The following is a 23,190-nucleotide window of genomic DNA, read 5'->3' as shown; positions in this document are numbered from 1 at the left end:
CATGGTAACGATGTGCGCCGAGGGGATGTGCCTCGGAGGCGGTCACAAGATCGCTGGACGCGGGTGGACGCCCTGGATGTGCCCGTATCCGAGGATGCTGTTTGTTCCGTCACAAAGGCATGGGTTGAGCAGGTAATAAGGAGCGGATGAGCAGATGGAGGAGGGGGTCTGCCGGGGTGCCCCGCATGACGTCGCTGCCGCACCGGCCCAGGCCGGCGCCGAACAATGACGGCGCGCTCCGGCGCCCGGGCCACGTACCCTTTTCTGTTGTGCCGAACGCCAACGAACACACTTCCCCTGCCCTGAGCCAGGTGCAGCAGCGCGCGGTGAGCGAGCTGCTGCGGGTGGCCCCTGTCGCCGACGACCTCGCACGCCGTTTCCAGGAGGCCGGGTTCTCTCTTGCCCTGGTCGGCGGCTCGGTCCGGGACGCGCTGCTCGGCCGGCTCGGCAACGACCTGGACTTCACGACCGACGCCCGCCCCGAGGACGTACTGAAGATCGTGCGGCCCTGGGCGGACGCCGTCTGGGAGGTCGGAATCGCCTTCGGCACGGTCGGGGCGCAGAAGCAGGCCCGCGTCGGGGACGTCGACCGGTGCTTCCAGATCGAGGTGACCACCTACCGGTCCGAGGCCTACGACCGCTCCTCACGCAAGCCCGAGGTGGCGTACGGCGACTCCATCGAGGAGGACCTCGTCCGCCGTGACTTCACGGTGAATGCCATGGCCGTGGCGCTGCCGGAGAAGACGTTCATCGACCCGCACGGCGGGATCGGCGACCTCGAGGCACGTGTGCTGCGCACCCCGGGCACACCCGAGGAGTCCTTCTCCGACGATCCGCTGCGCATGATGCGGGCCGCGCGCTTCGCCGCCCAGCTCGACTTCGATGTCGCCCCCGAGGTCGTCACGGCGATCAAGGAGATGGCGGGACGTATCGAGATCGTCTCGGCCGAGCGGGTCCGGGACGAGCTGAACAAGCTGATCCTGTCGGCCCACCCGCGCAAGGGCCTGACCCTGCTCGTCGACACCGGTCTGGCCGGCCATGTCCTGCCCGAGCTGCCCGCCCTGCGCCTGGAGAGCGACGAGCACCACCGGCACAAGGACGTCTACGACCACACGCTGATCGTGCTGGAGCAGGCGATGGCGCTGGAGGAGGAGCCCGATCTGACGCTGCGCCTCGCCGCCCTTCTGCATGACATCGGCAAGCCGTGCACGCGTCGCTTCGAGAAGGACGGCCGGGTCTCCTTCCACCACCACGAGGTGGTCGGCGCGAAAATGACCAAGAAGCGTATGACCGCGCTGAAGTACTCCAACGAGCTGGTGAAGGACGTTTCGCAGTTGGTCGAACTCCATCTGCGTTTCCATGGCTACGGCACCGGCGAGTGGACGGACTCGGCTGTCCGCCGCTATGTCCGCGACGCGGGCCCGCTGCTCGACCGCCTTCACAAGCTGACCCGCTCGGACTGCACCACCCGCAACAAGCGCAAGGCGGCCGCACTGTCCCGGGCGTACGACGGTCTGGAGGAGCGCATCGCCCAGCTCCAGGAGCGGGAGGAGCTGGACGCGATCCGCCCGGACCTCGACGGCAACCAGATCATGGAGGTCCTCGGCGTCAAGCCCGGACCGGCCGTCGGGAAGGCGTACAAGTACCTGCTGGAGCTGCGGCTCGAGAACGGTCCGATGGACCACGACGCCGCGGTGGCGGCCCTCAAGGAGTGGTGGGTCGAGCAGGAGGAGCAGGGCTGAGGCCGTGTGAAGAGGGCTCGTGTTTCACGTGAAACACGAGCCCGGGCAACACCGAGGGGCGATGTTTCACGTGAAACATCGCCCCTTCGCTGGGTGCCGACAGGCTGACCGGCTACGCGTTCTTGAAGGTCTTGTACGTCACGGAACCGTAGACGTTGGCCTCCATGGTCTGCTTCTTGTCTACCTGGAACTCATAAGACGGACCAGAGACGGTGCCCTCCCACACAACTGATGCGCCAGCGAGGTGGCCGTGACTGCACGGCTTGCCCTTTTTGCAGAGCTTCCACTGGCCGAGCCATGTCTTCGGACTGTCGTGGGCGACCTTGATTAGGCCACTCAGATTCTTCTTGGACGCCTCGGCGTAATTGACCTTGGTGACGTCTTTTCCATTACTGTGGAAGTTCACCGAGAGCTTGAGCTTGAGCACGGTGATTCCCTTGATCTTGAGGTCCTGGGTATAGCTTGCCCAGTGATTGCCCTTCGGGAGGGGCTTAGCCGTCGACGTCGCTGCGGTGATGTCACGCCGCGACACGAAGGTGACGTCTCCCCCCTTCACTGTGGTCGTATGGCTGCTGTTGTACGTGGAGGCGGTGATTCCCTCTTCTTGCTTCACAGGCTGATTCAGGAAGGAGGCGAACAGAGCCGGGTCGTGGAGGTGGGTGACAAACTGCTTCTGCTCGTTTGGAGACAGAGCATCGAAGGCCTTGCTTGCCTGTGCTGCTCCGTCTTCGTTCGAGTGACGGAGGTAGTCGGCGTAGGCGGCCGGGGTGCTCGTCGTATCAGTCTTCACCAGGTCGGTGGCCAGCGCCTGCGTAGTGGATCCTGCCAAAAGCGTGAACGTGCCGAATCCTACTGCCAGCCTGCGTATGCTTCGCCTGTTCATGTGCGCTCCCCGTCTTCTGCGGTCTACTTGTTGCCGTATGGACTGGTCATGTCCACGTAGGTTGATGTTCCTTGGTGCGGTCCCTTAAACGCAACGGAGTTGAGGTTTTTCAGAGCCTTGGCGGTAAAGGGGGTAAGGCTCAAGGGCAGTTGCTTCGGTGGGCCATAGCGGCCGCAACCGCCCCATAGATCACGGCGACCATCACGACGAGCACGGCCGAGCGGCCGTCCGATGGCAGCATCAGCGCGGCGACCCCCGCGGCGCCGACGAACGCCACGTTGAAGAGCACGTCGTACACCGAAAAGATCCGGCCGCGGAAACCGTCGTCGACTGCGGACTGCACCATCGTGTCCGTGGCGATCTTCGCGCCCTGGGTGGTCAGCCCCAGCACGAACGCCGCGACGAGCAGGGGGCCGGTGGCGAACGGCAGGCCGAGGGCGGGCTCGAGAACCGAGGCGGACCCGGCGCACACGGCGATCCAGCGGGCAGGTCCGAGCCGGCCCGCCGCCCAAGGCGTCATCACGGCCGCCGCGAAGAACCCGGCGCCGGAGAGGGCCAGCGCCAGCCCGAGCAGACGCAGTCCCTCCCGTGTGTTCGAGGTCAGGCCGTAGCGGCACAGCATCAGGACCAGGACGGTCAGGGCCCCGTAGCAGAAACGCATCAGGGTCATCGAGGCCAGTGCCCACGCCGCCTGCCGCCGAGACGGCGCGGCCAGGTGCCGTACGGCCGCCATCAGCTCGCGCGCGGTGACGTTCAGCGTCGCCGCCAGCCGTGGCCGCCGCGGTCCGCGGTCGGGCCCGAGCAGATCCGGTGCCATGAGCAGGGAGGCCAGGGCCGCGCACAGATACAGGGCGGCCCCCAGCAGCACCACGGCCGCGTCGGAGTCCGCTCCCACCAGCCGCACGACGAACGCGAGGCCGCCACCCGCGAACGCGGCCAGTGAGCCGGCGGTCGGCGACAGCGAGTTGGCCATCACCAGCCGCTCGGCGTCGACCACGCGCGGCAGCGCGGCGGACAGCCCGGCGAGCACGAAGCGGTTGACGGCGGTGACGCACAGCGCGGAGACGTAGAACAGCCAGGCCGGCACGGCGGCGACCATCAGCACGGCCGTAACGGTCGCCATCACGGCACGCGTCAGGTTGCCGTAGAGGAAGACCTGGCGACGGCGCCAGCGGTCCAGCAGGATGCCGGCGAAGGGGCCGACCAGCGAGTACGGCAGGAGCAGCACCGCCATCGCGGAGGCGACCGCGGCGGGCGAGGTCTGCTTCTCCGGGGAGAAGACGACGTAGGTGGCGAGCGCGACCTGGTAGACGCCGTCGGCGCTCTGGGAGAGCACCCGCACGGCGAGCAGGCGTCTGAAGTTCCTCAGGCGCAGCAGGACACGCAGGTCACGGACGACGGCCATGGGGCACAGCCTCACATGTGGGAGGGCCCCCGGGTGCACGCGCGGCGTACACGGACGGGGGCCCAACAGCCCTGGCAGGAGCGGTTTTGTGAAGCGCTCTCTAGCGCTCGACCTCGCCGCGGATGAACTTCTCCACGTTCTCGCGGGCCTCGTCGTCGAAGTACTGCACCGGCGGGGACTTCATGAAGTACGAGGACGCCGACAGGATGGGACCGCCGATGCCCCGGTCCTTGGCGATCTTCGCGGCACGCAGGGCGTCGATGATGACACCGGCGGAGTTCGGGGAGTCCCAGACCTCGAGCTTGTACTCCAGGCTCAGCGGGACGTCGCCGAAGGCGCGGCCCTCGAGGCGGACGTACGCCCACTTGCGGTCGTCGAGCCAGGCCACGTAGTCGGACGGGCCGATGTGGACGTTCTTCTCGCCGAGGTCCCGGTCGGGGATCTGGGAGGTGACGGCCTGGGTCTTGGAGATCTTCTTGGACTCCAGCCGGTCGCGCTCCAGCATGTTCTTGAAGTCCATGTTGCCGCCGACGTTCAGCTGCATGGTGCGGTCCAGAATGACACCGCGGTCCTCGAACAGCTTCGCCATGACGCGGTGCGTGATGGTCGCGCCGACCTGCGACTTGATGTCGTCGCCGACGATCGGCACGCCCGCCTCGGTGAACTTGTCCGCCCACTCCTTGGTGCCGGCGATGAAGACCGGGAGGGCGTTGACGAAGGCGACCTTGGCGTCGATGGCGCACTGGGCGTAGAACTTCGCCGCGTCCTCGGAGCCCACCGGCAGGTAGCAGACCAGGACGTCGATCTGCTTGTCCTTGAGGATCTGGACGACGTCGACCGGGGCGTCGGCGGACTCCTCGATGGTCTGCCGGTAGTACTTGCCGAGACCGTCGAGGGTGTGGCCGCGCTGAACCGTCACACCGGTGGTGGGCACGTCGCAGATCTTGATGGTGTTGTTCTCGGAGGCGCCGATGGCGTCCGCGAGGTCCAGGCCGACCTTCTTCGCGTCGACGTCGAAGGCGGCGACGAACTCGACGTCACGCACGTGGTAGTCGCCGAACTGCACGTGCATGAGGCCCGGGACCTTGGACGCCGGGTCGGCGTCCTTGTAGTACTCGACGCCCTGCACCAGCGACGCGGCGCAGTTGCCCACGCCGACGATGGCTACGCGAACCGAACCCATTCCGGTTGCTCCCTGTGTGTAATCGGTGAAGCCCCGACGGGACCTCACGTGGCGGTGTCGTCGGGCGTATCCGGCCGGGAGGAGTCCCCGGACCGGGGCAGGCCGCCCGTCGCTCCAGTGGTGGTGTCCAGCGACGCGGGTTCCCCGGAGACGGAACCCTTGAGGTCCCGCCCGGCCCGCTCGCTCTCGATGAGCTCGTTCAGCCAGCGCACTTCGCGCTCCACGGACTCCATCCCGTGGCGCTGGAGCTCGAGTGTGTAGTCGTCGAGGCGCTCCCGGGTGCGCGCCAGGGAGGCACGCATCTTCTCCAGACGCTCCTCCAGCCGGCTGCGGCGGCCCTCCAGTACGCGCATGCGTACGTCGCGCGACGTCTGCCCGAAGAAGGCGAAGCGCGCGGCGAAGTGCTCGTCCTCGTACGTGTCGGGGCCCGTCTGCGAGAGCAACTCCTCGAAGTGCTCCTTACCTTCGGCCGTCAATCGGTAGACGATTTTGGCGCGGCGGCCCGCGAGCGCGGCGGAGACGGCGTCCTCAGGAGCGCTCCCAGGCTCCTCGATCAACCAGCCGTTGACGACCAGCGTCTTGAGGCAGGGATAGAGCGTCCCGTAGCTGAACGCACGGAACACACCCAGTGACGTGTTGAGTCGTTTGCGCAGCTCGTAGCCGTGCATCGGGGATTCACGGAGCAGGCCGAGTACGGCGAACTCGAGGATGCCGGAACGCCGGCCCATCGTCGCCTCCTCTCTGCCGTGGATCCGGTGGCGGCGGGGGCCGCTCCGGGTGCCGTGACGATGCTTATCTCGCGCTGATGTATCGACTCGATACATCACGACGATAGATCCCAGCCCCGGATGCGACAAGAGGGGGTGGGGTGAGCGGGGTCACATCGCCGGTCGGTCGGAGGCAAGTTGCCTGGTTTGGGGTGAACTTCGGGGCTCAACGGGTTTTGCCAGTGCGTAGTCTGTGCGCCATGCAGACCGCCGGGAACCGAGTGACGCGTGGGGAACGTCCTTGTCCTCGGTGCGGTACGGGTGAATGTGTGACCGACCACATCCGTACTTCGGGGGGACCGGAAAACAGCCGCCGTCTCCAGGCGTGCAAGAGCGCGCCTGCCCGAGGAGTAATCGTTCGATGAGCGAGCACCGTCGCAAACCGCCGCAGCCGCAGGGAGGCGGACGCGCCGCGGCCCGACGTGGCCAGTCCGGCTCGTCCTCCGGCCGCCGAGCGGCACCGCGAGGCGCCACCGGATCTCCTGCCGATTCCGGTTCACATGGCGCGGGAGGTGGAGAGCGCCCGTACGGCAGCCGTGCCGAGGCCCGGCGGGCAGCGCAGAGAAACAGCGGCCGACGTGGCCGGCCGGACGGTCCCGGACGCGGCCGGGGGCGGCCGGAGACGCCCGCCAAGAAGCGGTTCATCGACTACCCGCGCGCGGGAGCGGACGGATGGCGCCGCTGGATACCGTCCTGGAGGCTCGTCTCCGGGCTGTGCATCGGCTTCGTCGGCAGCATCGTGGCCGTCGCCGGCGTCGGGTACGCGATGGTGAGCGTGCCCAGTGAGGCGCACGCCGCGGCGGTGTCGGAGAACAACGTCTACTACTGGGCCAACGGCCAGCAGATGGTCGCCACCGGCAGCGGTCAGAACCGGCAGAACGTGACGATCGACAAGATTCCCAAAGCCATGCAGCTCGCGGTGATCTCGGCCGAGAACAAGAGCTTCTACAAGGACTCGGGTGTCGACCCGATGGGTATCGTCCGCGCGCTGGCCAACATGGCGACGGGCGGTGACACGCAGGGCGGTTCGACGATCACCCAGCAGTTCGTGAAGAACACCTACCTGAGCCAGGATCAGACCGTCTCCCGGAAGTTCAAGGAGATGTTCATCTCGATCAAGGTGGGCACGAAGCTCTCCAAGGACGACATCCTCCAGGGATACCTGAACACCTCGTACTACGGCCGGGGCGCGTACGGCATCCAGGCCGCCGCCCAGACGTACTACGGCAAGGACGCGAACAAACTCACGCCCAGCGAATGCGCCGTACTCGCCGCTCTGCTCAAGGGCCCGACGTACTACGACCCGGCGGGCAACGAGAACCTCGACTCCACGGCCACCGCCGAGGCCAACCACAAGCGTTCGGAAGTGCGGTGGAGCTGGATCCTCGAGCAGATGCACAAGTCCGATCTGGAGGATCACCTCACGGACGCCCAGTACCAGGAGGCGATCAAGAAGTACCCCGAGCCTCAGGGCCGTAAGGCGGTCAAGGGTATGACCGGGCAGGTCAGCTACCTCGTCGACGCGGCGAAGCGGTACGTCCTGAAGCACTCCGAGCTCACGGAGGCGCAGTTCGACCGGGGCGGGTACCAGATCTACACCACCTTCGAGAAGGACAAGGTCGACGCGCTGGCCAAGGCCGTGAAGAAGGTGGAGAAGGAGAACATCGACCCGAAGCGCGAGCTGGACAAGCATGTCCAGTTCGGTGCGGCGTCGGTGAAGCCCGACGACGGTGCGATCGTCGCCCTCTACGGTGGCGTCGGCTTCGAGAACGGCCACTTCACCAACAACGCGGACACCTCGGGCGTCCCCGTCGGCTCGACGTGGAAGCCGTTCGTGCTCGCCGCGGCGATGCAGTACGGCACCTACAAGACCGATGGCGTCGGGGTCTCACCGCTCAGCAAGTACAACGGTAACGACCACCTGAAGATCAGGAACAACGACGGATCCTTCGTCCTCAAGAAGGACAACACGCCGTTCTTCCAGGCGAACGAGAGTCCCCATCCGTGGGGCTACATCACACTGCGCAAGGCGATGGAGCAGTCCATCAACACTCCCTTCGTCCAGCTCGGCATGGACGTGGGGATGAGGAACGTGGCTGACGTGGCGGAGAAGTCGGGCATCCTGAAGGACAGCTTCGCCGACCTCAACGCGTCGTTCGCCCTCGGTACGTCGACTCCCAGCGCGATCCGCATGGCCGACGCCTACGCGACGTTCGCGGCCTCGGGGAAGCAGGCCGACCCGTACTCGGTGACGATGGTCAAGCACGACGGTTCGGAGATGTCCGGCTTCGAGAAGCCGCGCATCAAGCAGGCGATGCCCGAGGCCGTGGCCGACAACGTCACCGACGTCCTCGAGAACGTCATCGAGAACGGCACGGGTACGAAGGCGCTCGCCCTGGGCCGCAAGGCCGCGGGCAAGACGGGTACCACCGACAAGAACAAGTCCGCGTGGTTCGTCGGCTACACCCAGCAGCTCTCGACCGCGGTGACGATGTTCCGCGAGGAGCCCAAGACCCACAGTCTGCTCTCCATGAACGGCACGGCGGGCAAGGACTCGATCCACGGTGGTGACATCCCCACCCAGGTGTGGACCGAGTACATGCAGGCGGCCCTGGAGGGGAAGAACGACCCCGGCTTCCCCAAGGCCGAGAAGATCGGCGAGATCGCGGACGGGATCGGCGCACCCTCGCCGACTCCGACCCCGACGGCCACCGAGACCGCGGAGGAGAGCCCGACTCCCTCGCCCACGCCCACCCAGTCCGAGCCCGACCCGCTTCCCTCGCCGACCCGGAGCCGCTGCGGCTTCTTCGGCTGTGACAACACCGGCGGTCAGACCGGCGACGGCGGCGTGGACGGCGGCACCGACACGAGTCCCTCGCCGACCGAGTCGGACGGCAGCAACGGCAATGGCAACGGAGGCGGCGGCAACCGGGGCAACGGCAACGGAGGCGGCGGTCTCTTCTCAGGGCCGACCGGCGGTTGATCCCCAGCGAGCGCGCGCCCCGGCCGATGGTCGGGGCGCGCGCTCGTTCGTGTGAGGGGGCGTTTCGGGTGCGGCCTCGGCGAGGCGGACGCACCGTTGCGCCCTCCGCGGTGCCGACCGGGCACATGCCCCAGGGTCGTACGGCAGGATGTGCCTCATGCCCAGTGCTGAATCGACGCAAGCGAGCGTGCACGAGCCGGACCCGGTGCGGCCCACCAAGGAGGACGAGGTCGCGGCGGCCGGCAGCGAGCTGATCGGCGGCCCCGTCGGCAGGCGGGCCCTGCTCGGGAAGTCCTGGTGGACCCCCGTACGGGTCGTCGCGCTCGTCGCGATCGGCATGTTCGCCCTCGGCCTGGTCCAGAAGGTGCCCTGCTACCACGGCGCCTGGTTCTTCGGCGCGAGTTCCCAGTACACGAAGGCGTGCTACTCGGACATTCCGCACCTCTACCAGGGCCGCGGCTTCGCCGAGGGCCTCGTGCCCTACTTCGACCGGCTCCCCGGCGACATGCCGTACCTGGAGTACCCCGTCCTGACCGGGGTCTTCATGGAGGTGGCCTCCTGGCTGACCCCGCACAGCGGCAGCATCCAGCACCAGGAACAGTGGTACTGGATGGTCAACGCCGGGATGCTGATGGTGTGCGCGGCCGTCATCGCCGTCTGTGTGTCGCGCACGCACGCCCGGCGGCCGTGGGACGGGCTGCTGGTCGCCCTGGCGCCGGCCTTCGCGCTGACCGCCACCATCAACTGGGACCTGCTGGCGGTCGCCCTGACGGCCGCCGCGATGCTGATGTGGTCCCGGGGGCGCTCGGTCGCCTTCGGCGTCCTGCTGGGCCTCGCCACGGCCGCCAAGCTCTATCCCGTCTTCCTGCTCGGCCCGCTGTTCGTGCTGTGCTGGCGGGCGGGGAAGTGGCGGGACTTCGGCAGGGCGCTCGCGGGCGCCGTCGCCGCCTGGCTGGTGGTGAACCTGCCGGTGATGGCCTTCGCCTCGGAGGGCTGGTGGCAGTTCTACAGGTTCAGCCATGACCGGGGCGTCGACTTCGGCTCCTTCTGGCTCATCTGGGCCCAGAACTCGACCAGTCCGCCGAGCACCGACTTCGTCAACACCACGGCCACGCTGCTGGTGGTGCTGTGCGCCCTCGGCATCGCGGCGCTGACGCTGTACGCCCCGCGCCGCCCGCGCTTCGCCCAACTCGCCTTCCTGATCGTGGCCGCCTTCATCGTCACCAACAAGGTCTACTCGCCGCAGTACGTCCTGTGGCTGGTCCCGCTGGCCGCGCTGGCCCGCCCCAAGTGGCGCGACTTCCTGATCTGGCAGGCCTGCGAGGCCGCGTACTTCCTCGGGATCTGGATGTACCTCGCGTACACGACCAGCGGAGACGCCCACAAGGGTCTGCCGACCGACGGCTACCACTGGGTGATCGCCGTGCACCTGCTCGGCACGCTGTACCTGTGCGCGGTCGTCGTGCGCGACATCCTCATGCCGGAGCGTGACGTGCTGCGCCGGGCCGGCGACGACGACCCCTCGGGCGGTGTCCTCGACGGTGCCGAGGACGTCTTCGTGCTGGGCACCCGGGCCCGTCCACCGCAGGAGGCGGACTTCGGCGGACCGCAGGTGGAGTGGGGCGGACAGGGCCCGGCCGCGCCCCGGAGCGGTTCGCTCTGAGCGAACACCGCTTCAGGAGGTCATGCGAAAGGCCGTGTCCGGCAGTGCCCGACACGGCCTTCGTGCGAGAACGAGTCCCGGTACCGCCGCTCAGTGGTCCATGAGCCGGTCGAACTGCGTGGTGGTGTGGCGCAGATGGGCCACCAGCTCGTCGCCGACCTTGGGCTCCTGCGCGTCCGAGGGGACGAACAGGATCGACACCTGCATGTGCGGCGGCTCCGCGAACCAGCGCTGCTTGCCGCTCCAGACGAACGGGGAGAGGTTGCGGTTCACCGTGGCCAGCCCGGCGCGGGCGACGCCCTTGGCGCGCGGCATCACGCCGTGCAGCGCCTTGGGGGCCTCCAGGCCCACCCCGTGCGACGTACCGCCCGCCACGACCACCAGGAAGCCGTCCGAGGCCGCCTTCTGCTGGCGGTAGCCGAAACGGTCGCCCTTGCCGACCCGCGTGACGTCCAGGACCGCGCCCCGGTACTCGGTGGCGTCGTGGTCCCCCAGCCAGAGCCGCGTGCCGATGCGGGCACGGAAACGCGTCTGCGGGAACTGCTGCTGCAACCGGGCAAGTTCATCCGCCTTGAGGTGGCTGACGAACATGGTGTGCAGCGGCAGGCGGGCCGCGCGCAGCCGGTCCATCCAGCCGATGACCTCCTCCACCGCGTCCGAGCCGTCCGTGCGGTCCAGCGGCAGGTGGATGGCGAAGCCCTCCAGCCGGACGTTCTCTATGGCGGCGTGCAACTGCGGCAGGTCCTGCTCGCTGATGCCGTGCCGCTTCATCGAGGACATAACCTCGATGACGACACGGGCCCCGACGAGGCCGTACACCCCGTCGATCGACGACACCGAGCGGACCACGCGGTCGGGCAGCGGCACCGGTTCCTCGCCGCGGCGGTACGGCGTCAGCACCAGCAGGTCACCGCCGAAGAAGTCCTTGATGCGTGCGGCCTCGTAGGTCGTGCCGACGGCGAGGATGTCGGAGCCCAGCCGGGTGGCCTCCTCCGCCAGCCGCTCGTGCCCGAATCCGTAGCCGTTGCCCTTGCAGACCGGGACCAGCCCGGGGAACTGCTCCTGCACGTGCTTGTGGTGCGCCCGCCAGCGCGCGGTGTCGACGTAGAGCGTGAGCGCCATGGCCGGACCTGGAACCTCTCTCGTGGATGCGGTGTATCAGAAGTATGGAAGGCGTCGACGGGGTCGAAGCGAAGGGCGCCGGGTCAGCGGCGCGACATGTAGATGTCGAGCGCCTTGTGGAGCAGCTTGTTCAGCGGGAAGTCCCACTCTCCGAGGTACTCGGCGGCCTGGCCGCCGGTGCCGACCTTGAACTGGATCAGACCGAAGAGGTGGTCGGTCTCGTCCAGGGAGTCGGAGATGCCGCGCAGGTCGTAGACCGTGGCGCCGAGCGCGTAGGCGTCGCGCAGCATCCGCCACTGCATCGCGTTCGAGGGCCGGACCTCACGGCCGATGTTGTCGGAGGCGCCGTAGGAGTACCAGACGTGCCCGCCGACGATCAGCATCGTCGCCGCCGCCAGGTTCACGCCGTTGTGCCGGGCGAAGTACAGCCGCATGCGGTTGGGGTCCTCGGTGTTGAGGGCCGTCCACATGCGCTGGAAGTACGACAGCGGGCGGGGCCGGAAGTGGTCGCGCACCGCAGTGATCTCGTACAGCCGCTGCCATTCCTCGAGGTCCTGGTAGCCGCCCTGGACGACCTCGACCCCGGCCTTCTCCGCCTTCTTGATGTTGCGGCGCCAGAGCTGGTTGAAGTTCTTGTGCACCTCTTCCAGGGACCGGTTGGCGAGCGGCACCTGGAAGATGTAACGGGGCTGCACGTCGCCGAAGCCGGCGCCGCCGTCCTCGCCCTGCTGCCAGCCCATACGGCGCAGCTTGTCGGCGACCTCGAAGGCGCGGGGCTCGATGAAGTCGGCCTCCAGATCGCGCAGGCGCTTGACGTCCGAGTCCTGGATGCCCTTCTTGATGGTCTCGGCGTTCCAGCGGCGGATGATCACCGGCGGGCCCATCTTCACCGAGAAGGCGCCCTGCTGCTTCAGGTGCGCCAGCATCGGCTGGATCCAGTCGTCGAGATTCGGCGCGAACCAGTTGATGACCGGGCCTTCGGGCAGATAGGCGAGATACCGCTTGATCTTGGGCAGCTGGCGGTACAGGACGAGACCCGCGCCGACCAGTTCGCCGGTTCGTTCGTCGAACCAGCCCAGGTTCTCCGAGCGCCACTCCGCCTTGACCTCTGCCCAGGCCGGGACCTGCATGTGACTCGCCGCGGGCAGGTTCTGGATGTAGGCCAGATGCTGCTCTCGACTGATGGTCCTCAGGGTCAGGCTCATTCGGGGCGCTCCTCGGGCTGGCTTGTCCCCATGGGTACAGGGGCTCCGGCTCTCGCGCCGAAGCCTACTGCGCCCCGGGAGCGCGCAGACTGGCCGCACGCAACCTTCGGCCCGGCCCGTTCAGAGCCGTGGCGTCGGCCGTGCGGTCTTACAGGCGGCGTCCGCGGTGTCCGGCGGACGCCGTCCCCGAGCAGCGGCCGGGCGTGCCCGGTCTCAGCTGAAAAGGCCGCCGAAAAGGCCGCCGTGCGCCAGGCCGAGGTAGAAGCCGACCGCGGAGGCGCCGAGGCCGAGCACCAGCCCGAAGCGCTCGCGCGTCGTCACGGAGATCCACTGGCCGTACGCGCCCGTGAGGATCCCCGCCAGGCCGGCCCAGGAGCTCAGCAGGTGCAGGCTGTGGAAGAGGAGCCCGGTGATGAACGCCAGCACGCCCAGTACCAGGGTCACCACGAGCAGGGTGTCCTGGACCGGGTGGGACTTGCCGTCGGTGGCGAAGAGGCCGCCGCCCGCGGCGGTGTTCGGTCGCATCGTCTGTGCCATGGGGCACCTCCAGCGAAAAGCGGCGCATCCTAGCGCCGTGCACACCCGAGGTGTCCAGGTTGACGGGTCCGACGCCCCGATTTCAACCGGAAGCAGGTGTGCGGGTAGTCTGTACGTTCTGCACGGTGTCTGCCCAGGCTGAGCCACGGCCAATCTGGAGAGTCCGTCAGCGGCCCTCGTTGTCAGTGGCGGCTGATGTACTGCAAGCACTGTTGCGTACGCATCACAACCCTCCTGCCACGGAACGACCGTGGCCGTTGAGTCCAGAGGAGGTGGGTTCCACATGCGTCACTACGAGGTGATGGTCATCCTCGACCCCGATCTCGAGGAGCGTTCTGTCTCCCCGCTGATCGAGAACTTCCTTTCCGTCGTCCGTGACGGCGGCGGAAAGGTCGAGAAGGTCGACACCTGGGGCCGTCGTCGTCTCTCGTACGAGATCAAGAAGAAGCCCGAGGGCATCTACTCGGTCATCGACCTGCAGGCCGAGCCTGCGGTCGTCAAGGAGCTCGACCGCCAGATGAACCTGAACGAGTCGGTCCTCCGGACCAAGGTCCTCCGCCCCGAGATGCACTGAGCCCTTCGCTCAGCTGATCTCGGGATTCGAGTAGCAAGCAGCCAGAGCAAACCCGCCGAGAGGTTCCCCCATGGCAGGCGAGACCGTCATCACGGTCGTCGGCAATCTTGTCGACGACCCCGAGCTGCGCTTCACCCCGTCCGGTGCGGCGGTCGCGAAGTTCCGCGTCGCGTCCACTCCCCGCACCTTCGACCGTCAGACGAACGAGTGGAAGGACGGCGAGAGCCTCTTCCTGACCTGCTCGGTCTGGCGTCAGGCGGCGGAGAACGTCGCCGAGTCGCTCCAGCGAGGCATGCGCGTCATCGTGCAGGGCCGGCTGAAGCAGCGGTCCTACGAGGACCGTGAGGGCGTCAAGCGCACGGTCTACGAACTGGACGTCGACGAGGTCGGTGCCAGCCTGCGCAACGCCACGGCCAAGGTCACCAAGACCTCGGGCCGCGGTGGCCAGGGTGGTTACGGCGGCGGTGGCGGCCAGGGCGGCGGCCAGGGTGGCGGCGGCTGGGGCGGTGGCCCCGGTGGCGGCCAGCAGGGCGGTGCTCCCTCCGACGACCCGTGGGCGACCGGTGCTTCCGCCGGTGGCAACCAGGGCGGCGGCGGTGGCTGGGGCGGAAGCTCCGGTGGCGGTGGCGGCTACTCGGACGAGCCCCCCTTCTAGGCGGGCCGTACCCCAACTTCTTGATCACACAGGAGAAACACCATGGCGAAGCCGCCTGTGCGCAAGCCTAAGAAGAAGGTCTGCGCTTTCTGCAAGGACAAGGTCACGTACGTGGACTACAAGGACACGAACATGCTGCGGAAGTTCATTTCCGACCGCGGCAAGATCCGTGCCCGTCGCGTGACCGGCAACTGCACGCAGCACCAGCGTGACGTCGCCACGGCCGTCAAGAACAGCCGTGAGATGGCGCTGCTGCCCTACACCTCCACCGCGCGCTAAGGGAAGGGTGAGCCAAACATGAAGATCATCCTCACCCACGAGGTCTCCGGCCTCGGTGCCGCGGGCGACGTCGTGGACGTCAAGGACGGCTACGCTCGCAACTACCTGATCCCGCGGAAGTTCGCTATCCGCTGGACCAAGGGCGGCGAGAAGGACGTCGAGCAGATCCGTCGTGCTCGCAAGATCCACGAGATCCAGACCATCGAGCAGGCCAACCAGATCAAGGCCCAACTCGAGGGCGTGAAGGTCCGTCTGGCCGTTCGCTCCGGCGACTCCGGCCGCCTGTTCGGTTCCGTCACCCCGGCCGACATCGCCTCGGCGATCAAGGCCGCCGGCGGTCCCGAGGTCGACAAGCGCCGCATCGAGCTGGGCGCGCCGATCAAGTCCCTGGGCGGTCACGAGACGTCCGTGCGTCTTCACCCCGAGGTTGCCGCCAAGGTCAACATCGAGGTTGTCGCCGCGTAAGGCGTTCCGCTCTGCTTGAGCAGTGAAGAAGGGGCCGCATCCGTCGACGATGCGGCCCCTTCCTCGCGACTGAGGTCGCAGCGGCAGCGGCGTTTCATGTGAAACGTGACATCCGATCGTGTTTCACGTGAAACAGTCAGCGTGTCGCTCCTGTGACGATCCAGCGGCCCGAGCGGGAACGCAGCCACAGCGTCAGCATCCGCACCGCCATCATCAACGTCATGGCCGCCCAGAGCGCGGTGAGCCCGCCGCCCAGAAAGGGCACGAGCAGGGCCACAGGTGTGAAGACCGCCAAGGTCACCAGCATGGCCCCGGCGAGATAGGGACCGTCCCCCGCACCCATCAGCACACCGTCCAGGACGAAGACCACGCCGCAGATCGGCTGGGAGAACGCCACCAGGAGCAGTGCTCCCAGTGCCGTGTCCTTGACGAGGGCGTCACTGGTGAACAGTGACAGGAAGAGCGGTCGGCTCAGGATCACCATGAACCCCAGGGCGAATCCGACGGCTGTTCCCCACTGCACCATGCGCCGGCAGGCCTCGCGAGCACCCTGGGGATCGTCGGCGCCGAGATAGCGGCCGATGATGGCCTGTCCAGCGATCGCGATGGCGTCGAGGGCGAATGCGAGCAGGCTCCACAGGGACAGGATGATCTGGTGGGCGGCGATGTCCGCGTCACCGAGGCGGGCCGCCACGGCTGTGGCGATCATCAGGATCGCCCGCAGGGAGAGCGTACGGACGAGCAGTGGGGCGCCGGCCTGTGCGGATGCCCTGATGCCGGCGCGGTCGGGCCTCAGGGAGGCATGGTGCCGGCGGGCTCCACGGACGACCACGCAGAGGTAGACCGCCGCCATGCCGCACTGGGCGATGACGGTGCCCCAGGCCGAACCGGCGATGCCGAGCCCGGCTCCATAGACGAGCCCGACATTGAGGACGCCGTTGGCGACAAACCCGGCGACGGCCACATACAGCGGTGTCCGGGTGTCCTGAAGTCCACGAAGGACTCCGGTCGAGGCCAGCACGACGAGCATGGCCGGAATGCCGAGTGAGGAGATGCGCAGATAGGTCGTCGCATAGGGCGCCGCTGTGGGCGAGGCGCCGAAGAGGTCCACCAGGGCGGGAGCGGTGGGCAGGACGACCGCGATGACGGCGGCCCCGAGCAGCAGCGCCAGCCAGATGCCGTCCATGCCCTGGCGGATGGCGGCCGGGATGTCACCCGCGCCGACGCGGCGGGCGACCGCCGCCGTGGTGGCGTAGGCGAGGAAGACGAAGACGCTGACGGCGGTGGTCAGAAGGGCCGAGGCGATGCCGAGTCCAGCGAGTTGCGCCGTGCCGAGATGGCCGACGATCGCGCTGTCGGCCATCACGAAGAGCGGTTCGGCGACGAGCGCGCCGAAGGCCGGAACGGCCAGCGCGACGATCTCTCGGTCGTGCCGGCGCCGGGTGGCCGGGCGGCGTGCGGGGGCCTGTGTCATGAGCACTAATGTAATCGTCCACAGGTAAGAGATGCAAAGCCTGTGCAGTCCTTACTTGGGCTTGGGTGGCGTTCGCTTGTGCGTACCGTTCGAGGCGATCTTGGTCCGACTGGGAAAGTTTTTCTTCTGCACAGCCGGTGGATGGGAAAGTGGCAGGTCAGAGGGGGTCCGTGCGTGGTGCCGAGTGCTTTTTCACAGGGCTGTCCACCGGCTCGTGCACAGGTTTCGGCGAGTTCTCCACAGCATCGGGGCGGTCGTCCACATGGCCTGTGGATAACCAGATTGGCTGACGCCGTCCTGGGCCCTACCGTGGTCCGGCGCCCGCTCCGTCCGCCGGCTTCCAAAGCGTCATAAACCTGACGCGCCTGAAGCGGAGTTGGGCCTCTCATTTTGTCAGTGCCGTCCCGTACAAAAGAGGGGCACGGCGAGGTCCGCTCGGCGGACGGGAGGAGGCTGCTCGGTGAGCATTTCCGAGCCCTTGGACGACCCGTGGGCCGACAGCGGCCCAAGTGATCGTCTGCCCGCCTCCCGCCGGCGCCCCGACACGGACCGCGGCCGGGACGACCAGCACGACCGCGGCCGGGAGAACGGCACGTGGGACGACGGGGGCTCCGCCTTCGAACGCGTTCCCCCGCAGGACCTCGACGCCGAACAGTCGGTGCTCGGTGGCATGCTCCTGTCCAAGGACGCCATCGCCGACGTGGTGGAGATCCTCAAGGGCCACGACTTCTACAAGCCGGCCCACGAGACGATCTACCAGGCGATCCTCGACGTCTATGCCAAGGGCGAGCCGGCCGACCCCATCACCATCGCCGCCGAGCTCACCAGACGCGGGGAGATCAACAAGGTCGGTGGTGCCTCGTATCTGCACACGCTCGTACAGACGGTGCCGACGGCGGCCAACGCCGCGTACTACGCCGAGATCGTCCACGAGCGTGCGATCCTGCGCCGCCTGGTCGAGGCGGGTACGCGCATCACCCAGATGGGATACGCGGCCGACGACGACGTCGACGAGATCGTCAACCGCGCCCAGGCCGAGGTCTACGCGGTCACCGAGCAGCGCACCAGCGAGGACTACCTGCCGCTGGGCGACATCATGGAGGGCGCGCTCGACGAGATCGAGGCGATCGGCTCACGCAGCGGGGAGATGACCGGTGTGCCCACCGGGTTCACCGACTTCGACTCGCTGACGAACGGTCTGCACCCGGGCCAGATGATCGTCATCGCCGCGCGACCCGCGATGGGCAAGTCGACGCTCGCGCTGGACTTCGCGCGGGCGGCGTCGATCAAGAACAACCTGCCCAGCGTCATCTTCTCGCTGGAGATGGGGCGCAACGAGATCGCGATGCGTCTGCTGTCCGCCGAGGCCCGGGTCGCCCTGCACCACATGCGTTCGGGCACGATGACCGACGAGGACTGGACGCGGCTGGCCCGCCGGATGCCCGACGTCTCGGCCGCTCCGCTCTACATCGACGACTCCCCGAACCTGTCGATGATGGAGATCCGGGCCAAGTGCCGGCGCCTGAAACAGCGCAACGACCTCAAGCTGGTCGTGATCGACTATCTCCAGCTGATGCAGTCCGGCGGTTCCAAGCGTGCCGAGAGCCGGCAGCAGGAGGTCTCGGACATGTCCCGTAACCTCAAGCTGCTGGCCAAGGAACTGGAGATCCCGGTCATCGCGCTCTCGCAGCTCAACCGTGGCCCCGAGCAGCGCACCGACAAGAAGCCGATGGTCTCCGACCTGCGTGAGTCGGGATCCATCGAGCAGGACGCCGACATGGTCATCCTGCTGCACCGCGAGGACGCATACGAGAAGGAGTCGCCGCGCGCAGGCGAGGCCGACCTGATCGTCGCCAAGCACCGAAACGGCCCGACCGCGACCATCACGGTCGCCTTCCAGGGCCACTACTCACGCTTCGTGGACATGGCACAGACCTGATCCGGCGGCTTGTGGCGTGAGACAGCGGGAAGCTGCTCAGCGCCTCGTCTCGTACCTGGTCACGACCACGCCGCCGGGAAACGTCCGCGTCTCCACCACGTTCAGGTTCACCCAGCTGTCCAGCGTGGTGAAGAACGGCGTGCCGCCGCCCACCAGGACCGGATGGGCGGCGATCACGTACTCGTCGATCAGCCCGGCGCGCATGGCCGCCCCGGCAAGCGTTGCGCCGCCGATGTTCATTGGGCCGCCGTCCTCGGCCTTGAGCCGGGTGATCTCGTCGATCGCGTCGCCGGTGACCAGGCGGGTGTTCCAGTCGACCTTGTCGATCGTCGAGGAGAACACCACCTTCGGCGTGTCTCGCCAGTTCCGCGCGAACTCGATCTCCGCCGGAGTGGCGTTGGGCTGCTGGTCGCCGGTCGGCCAGTAGGAGCTCATCGTCTCCCACAGCTTGCGCCCGTACAGCGACAGGCCACTCGCCTGCTCGTGGTCGAGCCACCACTGGAACAGCTCGTGGCTCGGCGGTCCGCTCCAGCCGATGTCGTCGCCGGCCGCGGCGATGTAGCCGTCCAGAGTCAGGTTCATGCCGTAGATCAGTTTCCGCATGGCCCAGCCTTCCGTCCGTGGGTGTCCGTCGTATAGACCGGCGCGGCTCGGGAAACTCATCGGTGCGCGATCCGGGCTCGCCGGTAGTCCTCGTGCTCGGGGCTCAGCGTGGTGTACTCGGCCGACACGGGCAAGCCGCCTGATCTCGACCTCGCCCTCGCGAGGAGATCGGCGGCAGCCAGGGCCGGGGCGGCGGCAAGACCGCCGGCAGCCGCAGGACCCGGATGAGCACGTCCGGAGAAATGTGCTCGACGTGTGCCCGGTGCTCCGGGTGGACTGAGGGCATGACGACATCTCAGGACGACCTGCTTCCCAGTACTCGCCGGGCGTTGCTGCACCGGATCGCCGTGGCCCAGGCCGAGGGGCGGGCGCCGTCGCTCGTCGCCGCGGTCGTGCGGGAGGGGCGGACGGTCTGGTCCGGTGCGCGGACGTCGGTGGACGGACACGCACCGGACCAGAACACGCAGTACCGCATCGGCTCGATCACCAAGACCTTCACCGCCGTTCTCGTTCTGCGGCTGCGCGACGAGGGCCTGCTCGACCTCGCGGATCGGCTGGAGAAGCATCTGCCGGGCACCGGTGCGGGGGAGGCGACCGTGGCTGAACTGCTGGCGCACACGGGCGGGTTGGCCGCCGAGTCGCCGGCGCCCTGGTGGGAGAGGTCACCGGGCGCCCTGCGTCCCGAACTGGCCGATGTGCTGGGCGAGGAGCCGTTGCGGCATCCGGTCGGCCGGCGGTTCCACTACTCGAATCCCGGCTACACCCTGCTGGGCGCGCTCGTCGAGGAGTTGCGGGGCGCTCCCTGGGAGGAGGTTCTTCGGCGGGAAGTGCTCGAACCCCTGGGTCTGCACCGCACGGGTGCCCGTCCCGAGGCGCCGCACGCGGGCGGCTGGGCGGTGCATCCCTGGGCCGATGTGCTGCTGCCCGAGCCCGCCGAGGACCTCGGGCGGATGGCTCCGGCCGGGCAACTGTGGTCCACGACAGGGGATCTGGCCCGCTTCGCCGCCTTCCTGGTGCAGGGGGACGACCGGGTGCTGAGCGCCGGGTCGCTTCGCGAGATGAGGACTCCGGCGGCGCCGCCCGAGGCGGCGGACGTGGCGTCCGGGTACGCGTACGGTCTGGGGCTCGAGGTGCGGCGGTGGGGCGAGCGGCTCCTCGTCGGGCACGGTGGGTCGCTCCCGGGCTTTCTGGCCTCGCTCACCATCGGCGTGGAGGACGACGTGGCCGCGGTGGTGCTGGCGAACTGCACGTCCGGGCCGGCCCTCGCCACGGTGGCGGCCGACCTCGTGCGGATCGTCGCCGACGCCGAGCCGCGGATCCCGGAGCCCTGGCGGCCGCTGCGGAAGGTTGAGCCGTCGGTGCTGGAACTGGCGGGGCAGTGGTACTGGGGGACGTACGGCTTCGGCCTGCGGCTGACGGCCGACGGGCTCGCCTCGCTGGAGCCGCTGTCCGGCAACGGCCGGCGCTCGCGGTTCCGGGCGAACGGTGACGGGACCTGGACGGGGCTGGAGGGCTACTACGCGGGAGAGGTGCTGCGCGTGGTGCGGCGGCCGGACGGGTCCGTGGACCATCTGGACCTCGGGTCGTTCGTGTTCACGCGTCAGCCGTACGACGTGGAGGCTTCCGTGCCCGGCGGTGTGGACCCGGAGGGGTGGCGAGGCATCGGATAGCGCCAGGAAGGCCCCCACGACCAAAGGGTGGGCGTTTCACGTGAAACGCCCACCCCTCGGCTTGTTTGTCTTCGTCGTACTCACAAGGGGAGCTTGAATCCCACGTGTGAGGCTTCGAAGCCCAGCCGCTCGTAGAAGCGGTGGGCGTCGGTGCGGGTCTTGTCCGAAGTGAGCTGGACCAACTGGCAGCCCTCACGTCGTGAGGTGTCGACGGCCCACTCGATGAGCCGCGTGCCCAGCCCGCTGCCGCGCTCGTCCGCGTGGATGCGGACGCCTTCGATGATCGACCGGGTGGAGCCGCGCCGGGACAGGCCCGGAATGATCGTGAGCTGGAGCGTGCCGACGACACGGCCCTCCCGTTCGGCGACCATCAGGTGCTGGTGGGGATCGGTGCTGAGCCGCTCCAGCGCGGCCAGGTAGGGCGCGAGGTCGTCCGGGGACTCGCGCCGTGCCCCCAGTGGGTCGTCCGCGAGCATGGCCACGATGGCGGGAACGTCGGCGGCGACAGCGGCTCGTATGGCGAGATCTTCCATGGTCCGCACCCTATGCGGTGGTGCGGTTCCCGCCGGGGCTATGCCGGGGCGGTCGCGTGCAGGGACTCGACGGCCCGGACCAGGGGTGCCAGATCCGGGTTCTTCGCGGCTTCGTCGAGTGCCTCGCGCAGGGCCCCGTCGTTGGTGGGCCGGGCCTCCGCCAGGAGCTTGAGGCCGGCTTCGGTGACATTGGTGTAGATGCCGCGGCGGTCGGTGGGGCACAGGTAGCGCTCCAGGAGACCGCGGTCCTCGAGCCGGGTGACCAGACGGGTGGTGGCGCTCTGGCTGAGGACAACCGCGTCCGCGACCTGCTTCATCTGCAGATGGCCGCCCTCGCCGTCGTGCTGCCGGCTGAGCACGTCGAGCAGGGAGTATTCGCGCACGCTCAGATCGTGCCCGGCCTGCAGGGCTCGCTCGATGCGCGTCTCGATCCTGCCGTGCAGCAGGGCGAGCGCGGACCAGCCCTGGGCAAGGGCGGTCAGCGCGGGATCCGTCGCTGTCATGGGCGTCTCCTCCGTCCCGGAGCGGCTGAGTCCAGGATAGAGCAGCGCAGCAATAGACGGCCTTTAAAGATATCGCGTGCCTGCAACTACTGAGCTCGTCTCTCAGCCCGCCGCGACAGTGAGCGGAGCGAACCGGCGGGTCCAGTCCCCGGGCGGCTCCGTGATGCCGTACATCATGACGTCGTTGCTGGACACCGGTGCCAGCCCGCGTTCCGTCACCCAGGACAGCAGCTCCTCGTGGCGTACGTCGATGTCGGTACGCAGCCGGCGGTCGGTTCCGGCGGCAAGGGAGGCGATCAGGGCCTTGGCCGTCTCCGTGTCCTGGGCGATCAGGGGGCCCACGACATGGGTGTCCATGTTGGGCCAGGCCGCCGCGTACCCGATGATCCGGCCGCGTTCCTCGGCGACGCGCAACTGGTCGGCGAACGCGGGCAGTCGCGTGATGGCCGGGGTCCGATCGACGCCGAACACCTCCTCGTCGAGCCGGAGGATGCCCGGGAGGTCCGCCGCGGTGGCCGCGCGCGTGGCGATACGAGATCGCGGCTCGTCCGGCCCGTCCGGAGAGAAGTGCCCGACCACCATCTCCGCCCTGCCGGTGACCTTGAACCCCAGCTCTTCGTAGAGCGGGCGGCCGAACGGTGTCGCGTGGAGGGTGAGGGGGGTGCTGCCCATCGACGAGACGACATGGCGCATCATCCGCCGTCCGATTCCCTGGCGGGCATGTCGTTCGGCGACCAGGACCATGCCGATGGCGCCGAGATCCGGGCGGCCCTGCGGTCCGTACTCGCTCACGACACACGCGGCGACGAGCCCTCCGGCCAGGTCGTCGATGCCGTAGCCCGTCCCGGCCGTCAGGAGGAAGCTCCACTTGTGCTCCTCCCGCGGCCATCCCCGGTTCTCGGACAAGTCGGCGCAGGCGGTGAGATCGCGGAGCGTCAGGCGGCGGATGGGGAAATGCGCGGGAGAAGGAGTCGACACGCAGGTCAGGCTGTCCGAAGGACCCCC

21 protein-coding genes are annotated in these 23,190 nt (G+C 68.2%); 9 read left to right on the top strand and 12 right to left on the bottom strand.

Going from position 1 to position 23,190, the window contains the following annotated elements; translation table 11 throughout:
* Positions 1–269 precede the first annotated feature (269 nt).
* On the top strand, positions 270–1,742 hold the full coding sequence (locus tag ACF09J_RS04165; protein ID WP_392303818.1) for a CCA tRNA nucleotidyltransferase: 1,473 nt from the start codon (positions 270–272) through the stop codon (positions 1,740–1,742).
* 112 nt (positions 1,743–1,854) lie between these two features.
* On the opposite strand, the gene ACF09J_RS04160 is transcribed toward ACF09J_RS04165, so the two are convergent.
* The 4 genes from ACF09J_RS04160 to ACF09J_RS04145 all read right to left on the bottom strand — a co-directional run bounded on the left by ACF09J_RS04160 (position 1,855) and on the right by ACF09J_RS04145 (position 5,941).
* Positions 1,855–2,625 (bottom strand): hypothetical protein, encoded by a 771-nt coding sequence (locus ACF09J_RS04160; protein WP_392303817.1) that lies wholly within the window; start codon positions 2,623–2,625, stop codon positions 1,855–1,857.
* A 139-nt stretch (positions 2,626–2,764) separates the two neighbouring features.
* Positions 2,765–4,030: an MFS transporter gene (locus ACF09J_RS04155; protein WP_392303816.1), complete on the bottom strand. Its 1,266-nt coding sequence runs from the start codon at positions 4,028–4,030 to the stop codon at positions 2,765–2,767.
* A gap of 100 nt (positions 4,031–4,130) precedes the next feature.
* On the bottom strand, positions 4,131–5,213 hold the full coding sequence (locus ACF09J_RS04150; protein ID WP_392303815.1) for an inositol-3-phosphate synthase: 1,083 nt from the start codon (positions 5,211–5,213) through the stop codon (positions 4,131–4,133).
* A gap of 44 nt (positions 5,214–5,257) precedes the next feature.
* Entirely contained in the window at positions 5,258–5,941 is a 684-nt protein-coding gene (locus ACF09J_RS04145; RefSeq protein ID WP_392303814.1) for a helix-turn-helix transcriptional regulator, read from the bottom strand.
* Between the two features lie 400 nt (positions 5,942–6,341).
* Between ACF09J_RS04145 and ACF09J_RS04140 the strand changes: the two genes are divergently transcribed.
* Positions 6,342–8,963 (top strand): transglycosylase domain-containing protein, encoded by a 2,622-nt coding sequence (locus ACF09J_RS04140; protein ID WP_392303813.1) that lies wholly within the window; start codon positions 6,342–6,344, stop codon positions 8,961–8,963.
* A 157-nt stretch (positions 8,964–9,120) separates the two neighbouring features.
* Positions 9,121–10,626 (top strand): glycosyltransferase family 87 protein, encoded by a 1,506-nt coding sequence (locus ACF09J_RS04135; protein ID WP_392303812.1) that lies wholly within the window; start codon positions 9,121–9,123, stop codon positions 10,624–10,626.
* Between the two features lie 90 nt (positions 10,627–10,716).
* Here the strand turns inward: ACF09J_RS04135 and ACF09J_RS04130 are convergent, their stop codons facing one another.
* The 3 genes from ACF09J_RS04130 to ACF09J_RS04120 form a co-directional block, all read right to left on the bottom strand.
* Positions 10,717–11,748: an alanine racemase gene (locus ACF09J_RS04130; protein WP_392303811.1), complete on the bottom strand. Its 1,032-nt coding sequence runs from the start codon at positions 11,746–11,748 to the stop codon at positions 10,717–10,719.
* 83 nt (positions 11,749–11,831) lie between these two features.
* On the bottom strand, positions 11,832–12,953 hold the full coding sequence (gene femX / locus ACF09J_RS04125) for a peptidoglycan bridge formation glycyltransferase FemX (RefSeq protein ID WP_392303810.1): 1,122 nt from the start codon (positions 12,951–12,953) through the stop codon (positions 11,832–11,834).
* A 213-nt stretch (positions 12,954–13,166) separates the two neighbouring features.
* Positions 13,167–13,490: a hypothetical protein gene (locus ACF09J_RS04120; RefSeq protein ID WP_388482654.1), complete on the bottom strand. Its 324-nt coding sequence runs from the start codon at positions 13,488–13,490 to the stop codon at positions 13,167–13,169.
* Positions 13,491–13,773: 283 nt separating this feature from the next.
* Here ACF09J_RS04120 and rpsF point away from each other — a divergent pair, with 283 nt between their 5' ends.
* From rpsF to rplI, 4 genes are all read left to right on the top strand, one after another.
* Positions 13,774–14,064: a 30S ribosomal protein S6 gene (rpsF, locus tag ACF09J_RS04115; RefSeq protein WP_003975025.1), complete on the top strand. Its 291-nt coding sequence runs from the start codon at positions 13,774–13,776 to the stop codon at positions 14,062–14,064.
* A 70-nt stretch (positions 14,065–14,134) separates the two neighbouring features.
* Entirely contained in the window at positions 14,135–14,719 is a 585-nt protein-coding gene (locus tag ACF09J_RS04110) for a single-stranded DNA-binding protein (protein WP_392303809.1), read from the top strand.
* Between the two features lie 42 nt (positions 14,720–14,761).
* Positions 14,762–14,998, top strand: a complete 237-nt coding sequence (gene rpsR, locus ACF09J_RS04105) for a 30S ribosomal protein S18 (protein WP_003949403.1) — start codon at positions 14,762–14,764, stop codon at positions 14,996–14,998.
* An 18-nt stretch (positions 14,999–15,016) separates the two neighbouring features.
* Complete coding sequence (gene rplI / locus ACF09J_RS04100) at positions 15,017–15,463, top strand: 50S ribosomal protein L9 (RefSeq protein WP_362356774.1); 447 nt, start codon at positions 15,017–15,019, stop codon at positions 15,461–15,463.
* A gap of 136 nt (positions 15,464–15,599) precedes the next feature.
* On the opposite strand, the gene ACF09J_RS04095 is transcribed toward rplI, so the two are convergent.
* Positions 15,600–16,937: an MATE family efflux transporter gene (locus ACF09J_RS04095; protein WP_392303808.1), complete on the bottom strand. Its 1,338-nt coding sequence runs from the start codon at positions 16,935–16,937 to the stop codon at positions 15,600–15,602.
* A 460-nt stretch (positions 16,938–17,397) separates the two neighbouring features.
* Between ACF09J_RS04095 and dnaB the strand changes: the two genes are divergently transcribed.
* Positions 17,398–18,876: a replicative DNA helicase gene (dnaB, locus tag ACF09J_RS04090; protein ID WP_392303807.1), complete on the top strand. Its 1,479-nt coding sequence runs from the start codon at positions 17,398–17,400 to the stop codon at positions 18,874–18,876.
* 36 nt (positions 18,877–18,912) lie between these two features.
* Here dnaB and ACF09J_RS04085 read toward each other — a convergent pair whose 3' ends face one another.
* Positions 18,913–19,479, bottom strand: a complete 567-nt coding sequence (locus tag ACF09J_RS04085; protein ID WP_392303806.1) for a dihydrofolate reductase family protein — start codon at positions 19,477–19,479, stop codon at positions 18,913–18,915.
* A gap of 284 nt (positions 19,480–19,763) precedes the next feature.
* Between ACF09J_RS04085 and ACF09J_RS04080 the strand changes: the two genes are divergently transcribed.
* On the top strand, positions 19,764–21,149 hold the full coding sequence (locus tag ACF09J_RS04080; RefSeq protein WP_392303805.1) for a serine hydrolase domain-containing protein: 1,386 nt from the start codon (positions 19,764–19,766) through the stop codon (positions 21,147–21,149).
* 80 nt (positions 21,150–21,229) lie between these two features.
* Here ACF09J_RS04080 and ACF09J_RS04075 read toward each other — a convergent pair whose 3' ends face one another.
* From ACF09J_RS04075 to ACF09J_RS04065, 3 genes are all read right to left on the bottom strand, one after another.
* Complete coding sequence (locus ACF09J_RS04075) at positions 21,230–21,682, bottom strand: GNAT family N-acetyltransferase (RefSeq protein ID WP_392303804.1); 453 nt, start codon at positions 21,680–21,682, stop codon at positions 21,230–21,232.
* Positions 21,683–21,720: 38 nt separating this feature from the next.
* A complete protein-coding gene (locus ACF09J_RS04070) occupies positions 21,721–22,185 on the bottom strand; it encodes a MarR family winged helix-turn-helix transcriptional regulator (RefSeq protein WP_392303803.1) in 465 nt (154 codons plus the stop codon).
* Between the two features lie 102 nt (positions 22,186–22,287).
* Positions 22,288–23,163 carry a GNAT family N-acetyltransferase gene (locus ACF09J_RS04065; RefSeq protein ID WP_392303802.1) on the bottom strand — a complete coding sequence of 292 codons (876 nt, stop codon included), beginning with the start codon at positions 23,161–23,163 and terminating at the stop codon, positions 22,288–22,290.
* Positions 23,164–23,190 lie beyond the last annotated feature (27 nt).

The sequence above is a fragment of the Streptomyces sp. NPDC014889 genome (genome assembly GCF_043081205.1).
Taxonomy (GTDB): Bacteria; Actinomycetota; Actinomycetes; order Streptomycetales; family Streptomycetaceae; genus Streptomyces.
Note: the sequence above shows the minus strand (reverse complement) of the source record. Positions and strands in the feature narration are given on the sequence as shown.

What these genes read in the sequence shown, in the direction of transcription:
- rpsF (WP_003975025.1), top strand. Translation starts at nt 13,774, where the DNA reads ATGCGTCACTACGAGGTGATGGTCATCCTCGACCCCGATCTCGAGGAG.
- ACF09J_RS04140 (WP_392303813.1), top strand. Translation starts at nt 6,342, where the DNA reads ATGAGCGAGCACCGTCGCAAACCGCCGCAGCCGCAGGGAGGCGGACGC.
- ACF09J_RS04120 (WP_388482654.1), bottom strand. Translation starts at nt 13,490, where the DNA reads ATGGCACAGACGATGCGACCGAACACCGCCGCGGGCGGCGGCCTCTTC.
- ACF09J_RS04155 (WP_392303816.1), bottom strand. Translation starts at nt 4,030, where the DNA reads ATGGCCGTCGTCCGTGACCTGCGTGTCCTGCTGCGCCTGAGGAACTTC.
- femX (WP_392303810.1), bottom strand. Translation starts at nt 12,953, where the DNA reads ATGAGCCTGACCCTGAGGACCATCAGTCGAGAGCAGCATCTGGCCTAC.
- ACF09J_RS04130 (WP_392303811.1), bottom strand. Translation starts at nt 11,748, where the DNA reads ATGGCGCTCACGCTCTACGTCGACACCGCGCGCTGGCGGGCGCACCAC.
- ACF09J_RS04085 (WP_392303806.1), bottom strand. Translation starts at nt 19,479, where the DNA reads ATGCGGAAACTGATCTACGGCATGAACCTGACTCTGGACGGCTACATC.
- ACF09J_RS04080 (WP_392303805.1), top strand. Translation starts at nt 19,764, where the DNA reads ATGACGACATCTCAGGACGACCTGCTTCCCAGTACTCGCCGGGCGTTG.
- ACF09J_RS04160 (WP_392303817.1), bottom strand. Translation starts at nt 2,625, where the DNA reads ATGAACAGGCGAAGCATACGCAGGCTGGCAGTAGGATTCGGCACGTTC.
- ACF09J_RS04135 (WP_392303812.1), top strand. Translation starts at nt 9,121, where the DNA reads ATGCCCAGTGCTGAATCGACGCAAGCGAGCGTGCACGAGCCGGACCCG.
- ACF09J_RS04150 (WP_392303815.1), bottom strand. Translation starts at nt 5,213, where the DNA reads ATGGGTTCGGTTCGCGTAGCCATCGTCGGCGTGGGCAACTGCGCCGCG.
- rplI (WP_362356774.1), top strand. Translation starts at nt 15,017, where the DNA reads ATGAAGATCATCCTCACCCACGAGGTCTCCGGCCTCGGTGCCGCGGGC.
- ACF09J_RS04095 (WP_392303808.1), bottom strand. Translation starts at nt 16,937, where the DNA reads ATGACACAGGCCCCCGCACGCCGCCCGGCCACCCGGCGCCGGCACGAC.
- ACF09J_RS04070 (WP_392303803.1), bottom strand. Translation starts at nt 22,185, where the DNA reads ATGACAGCGACGGATCCCGCGCTGACCGCCCTTGCCCAGGGCTGGTCC.
- ACF09J_RS04075 (WP_392303804.1), bottom strand. Translation starts at nt 21,682, where the DNA reads ATGGAAGATCTCGCCATACGAGCCGCTGTCGCCGCCGACGTTCCCGCC.
- ACF09J_RS04145 (WP_392303814.1), bottom strand. Translation starts at nt 5,941, where the DNA reads ATGGGCCGGCGTTCCGGCATCCTCGAGTTCGCCGTACTCGGCCTGCTC.
- rpsR (WP_003949403.1), top strand. Translation starts at nt 14,762, where the DNA reads ATGGCGAAGCCGCCTGTGCGCAAGCCTAAGAAGAAGGTCTGCGCTTTC.
- ACF09J_RS04110 (WP_392303809.1), top strand. Translation starts at nt 14,135, where the DNA reads ATGGCAGGCGAGACCGTCATCACGGTCGTCGGCAATCTTGTCGACGAC.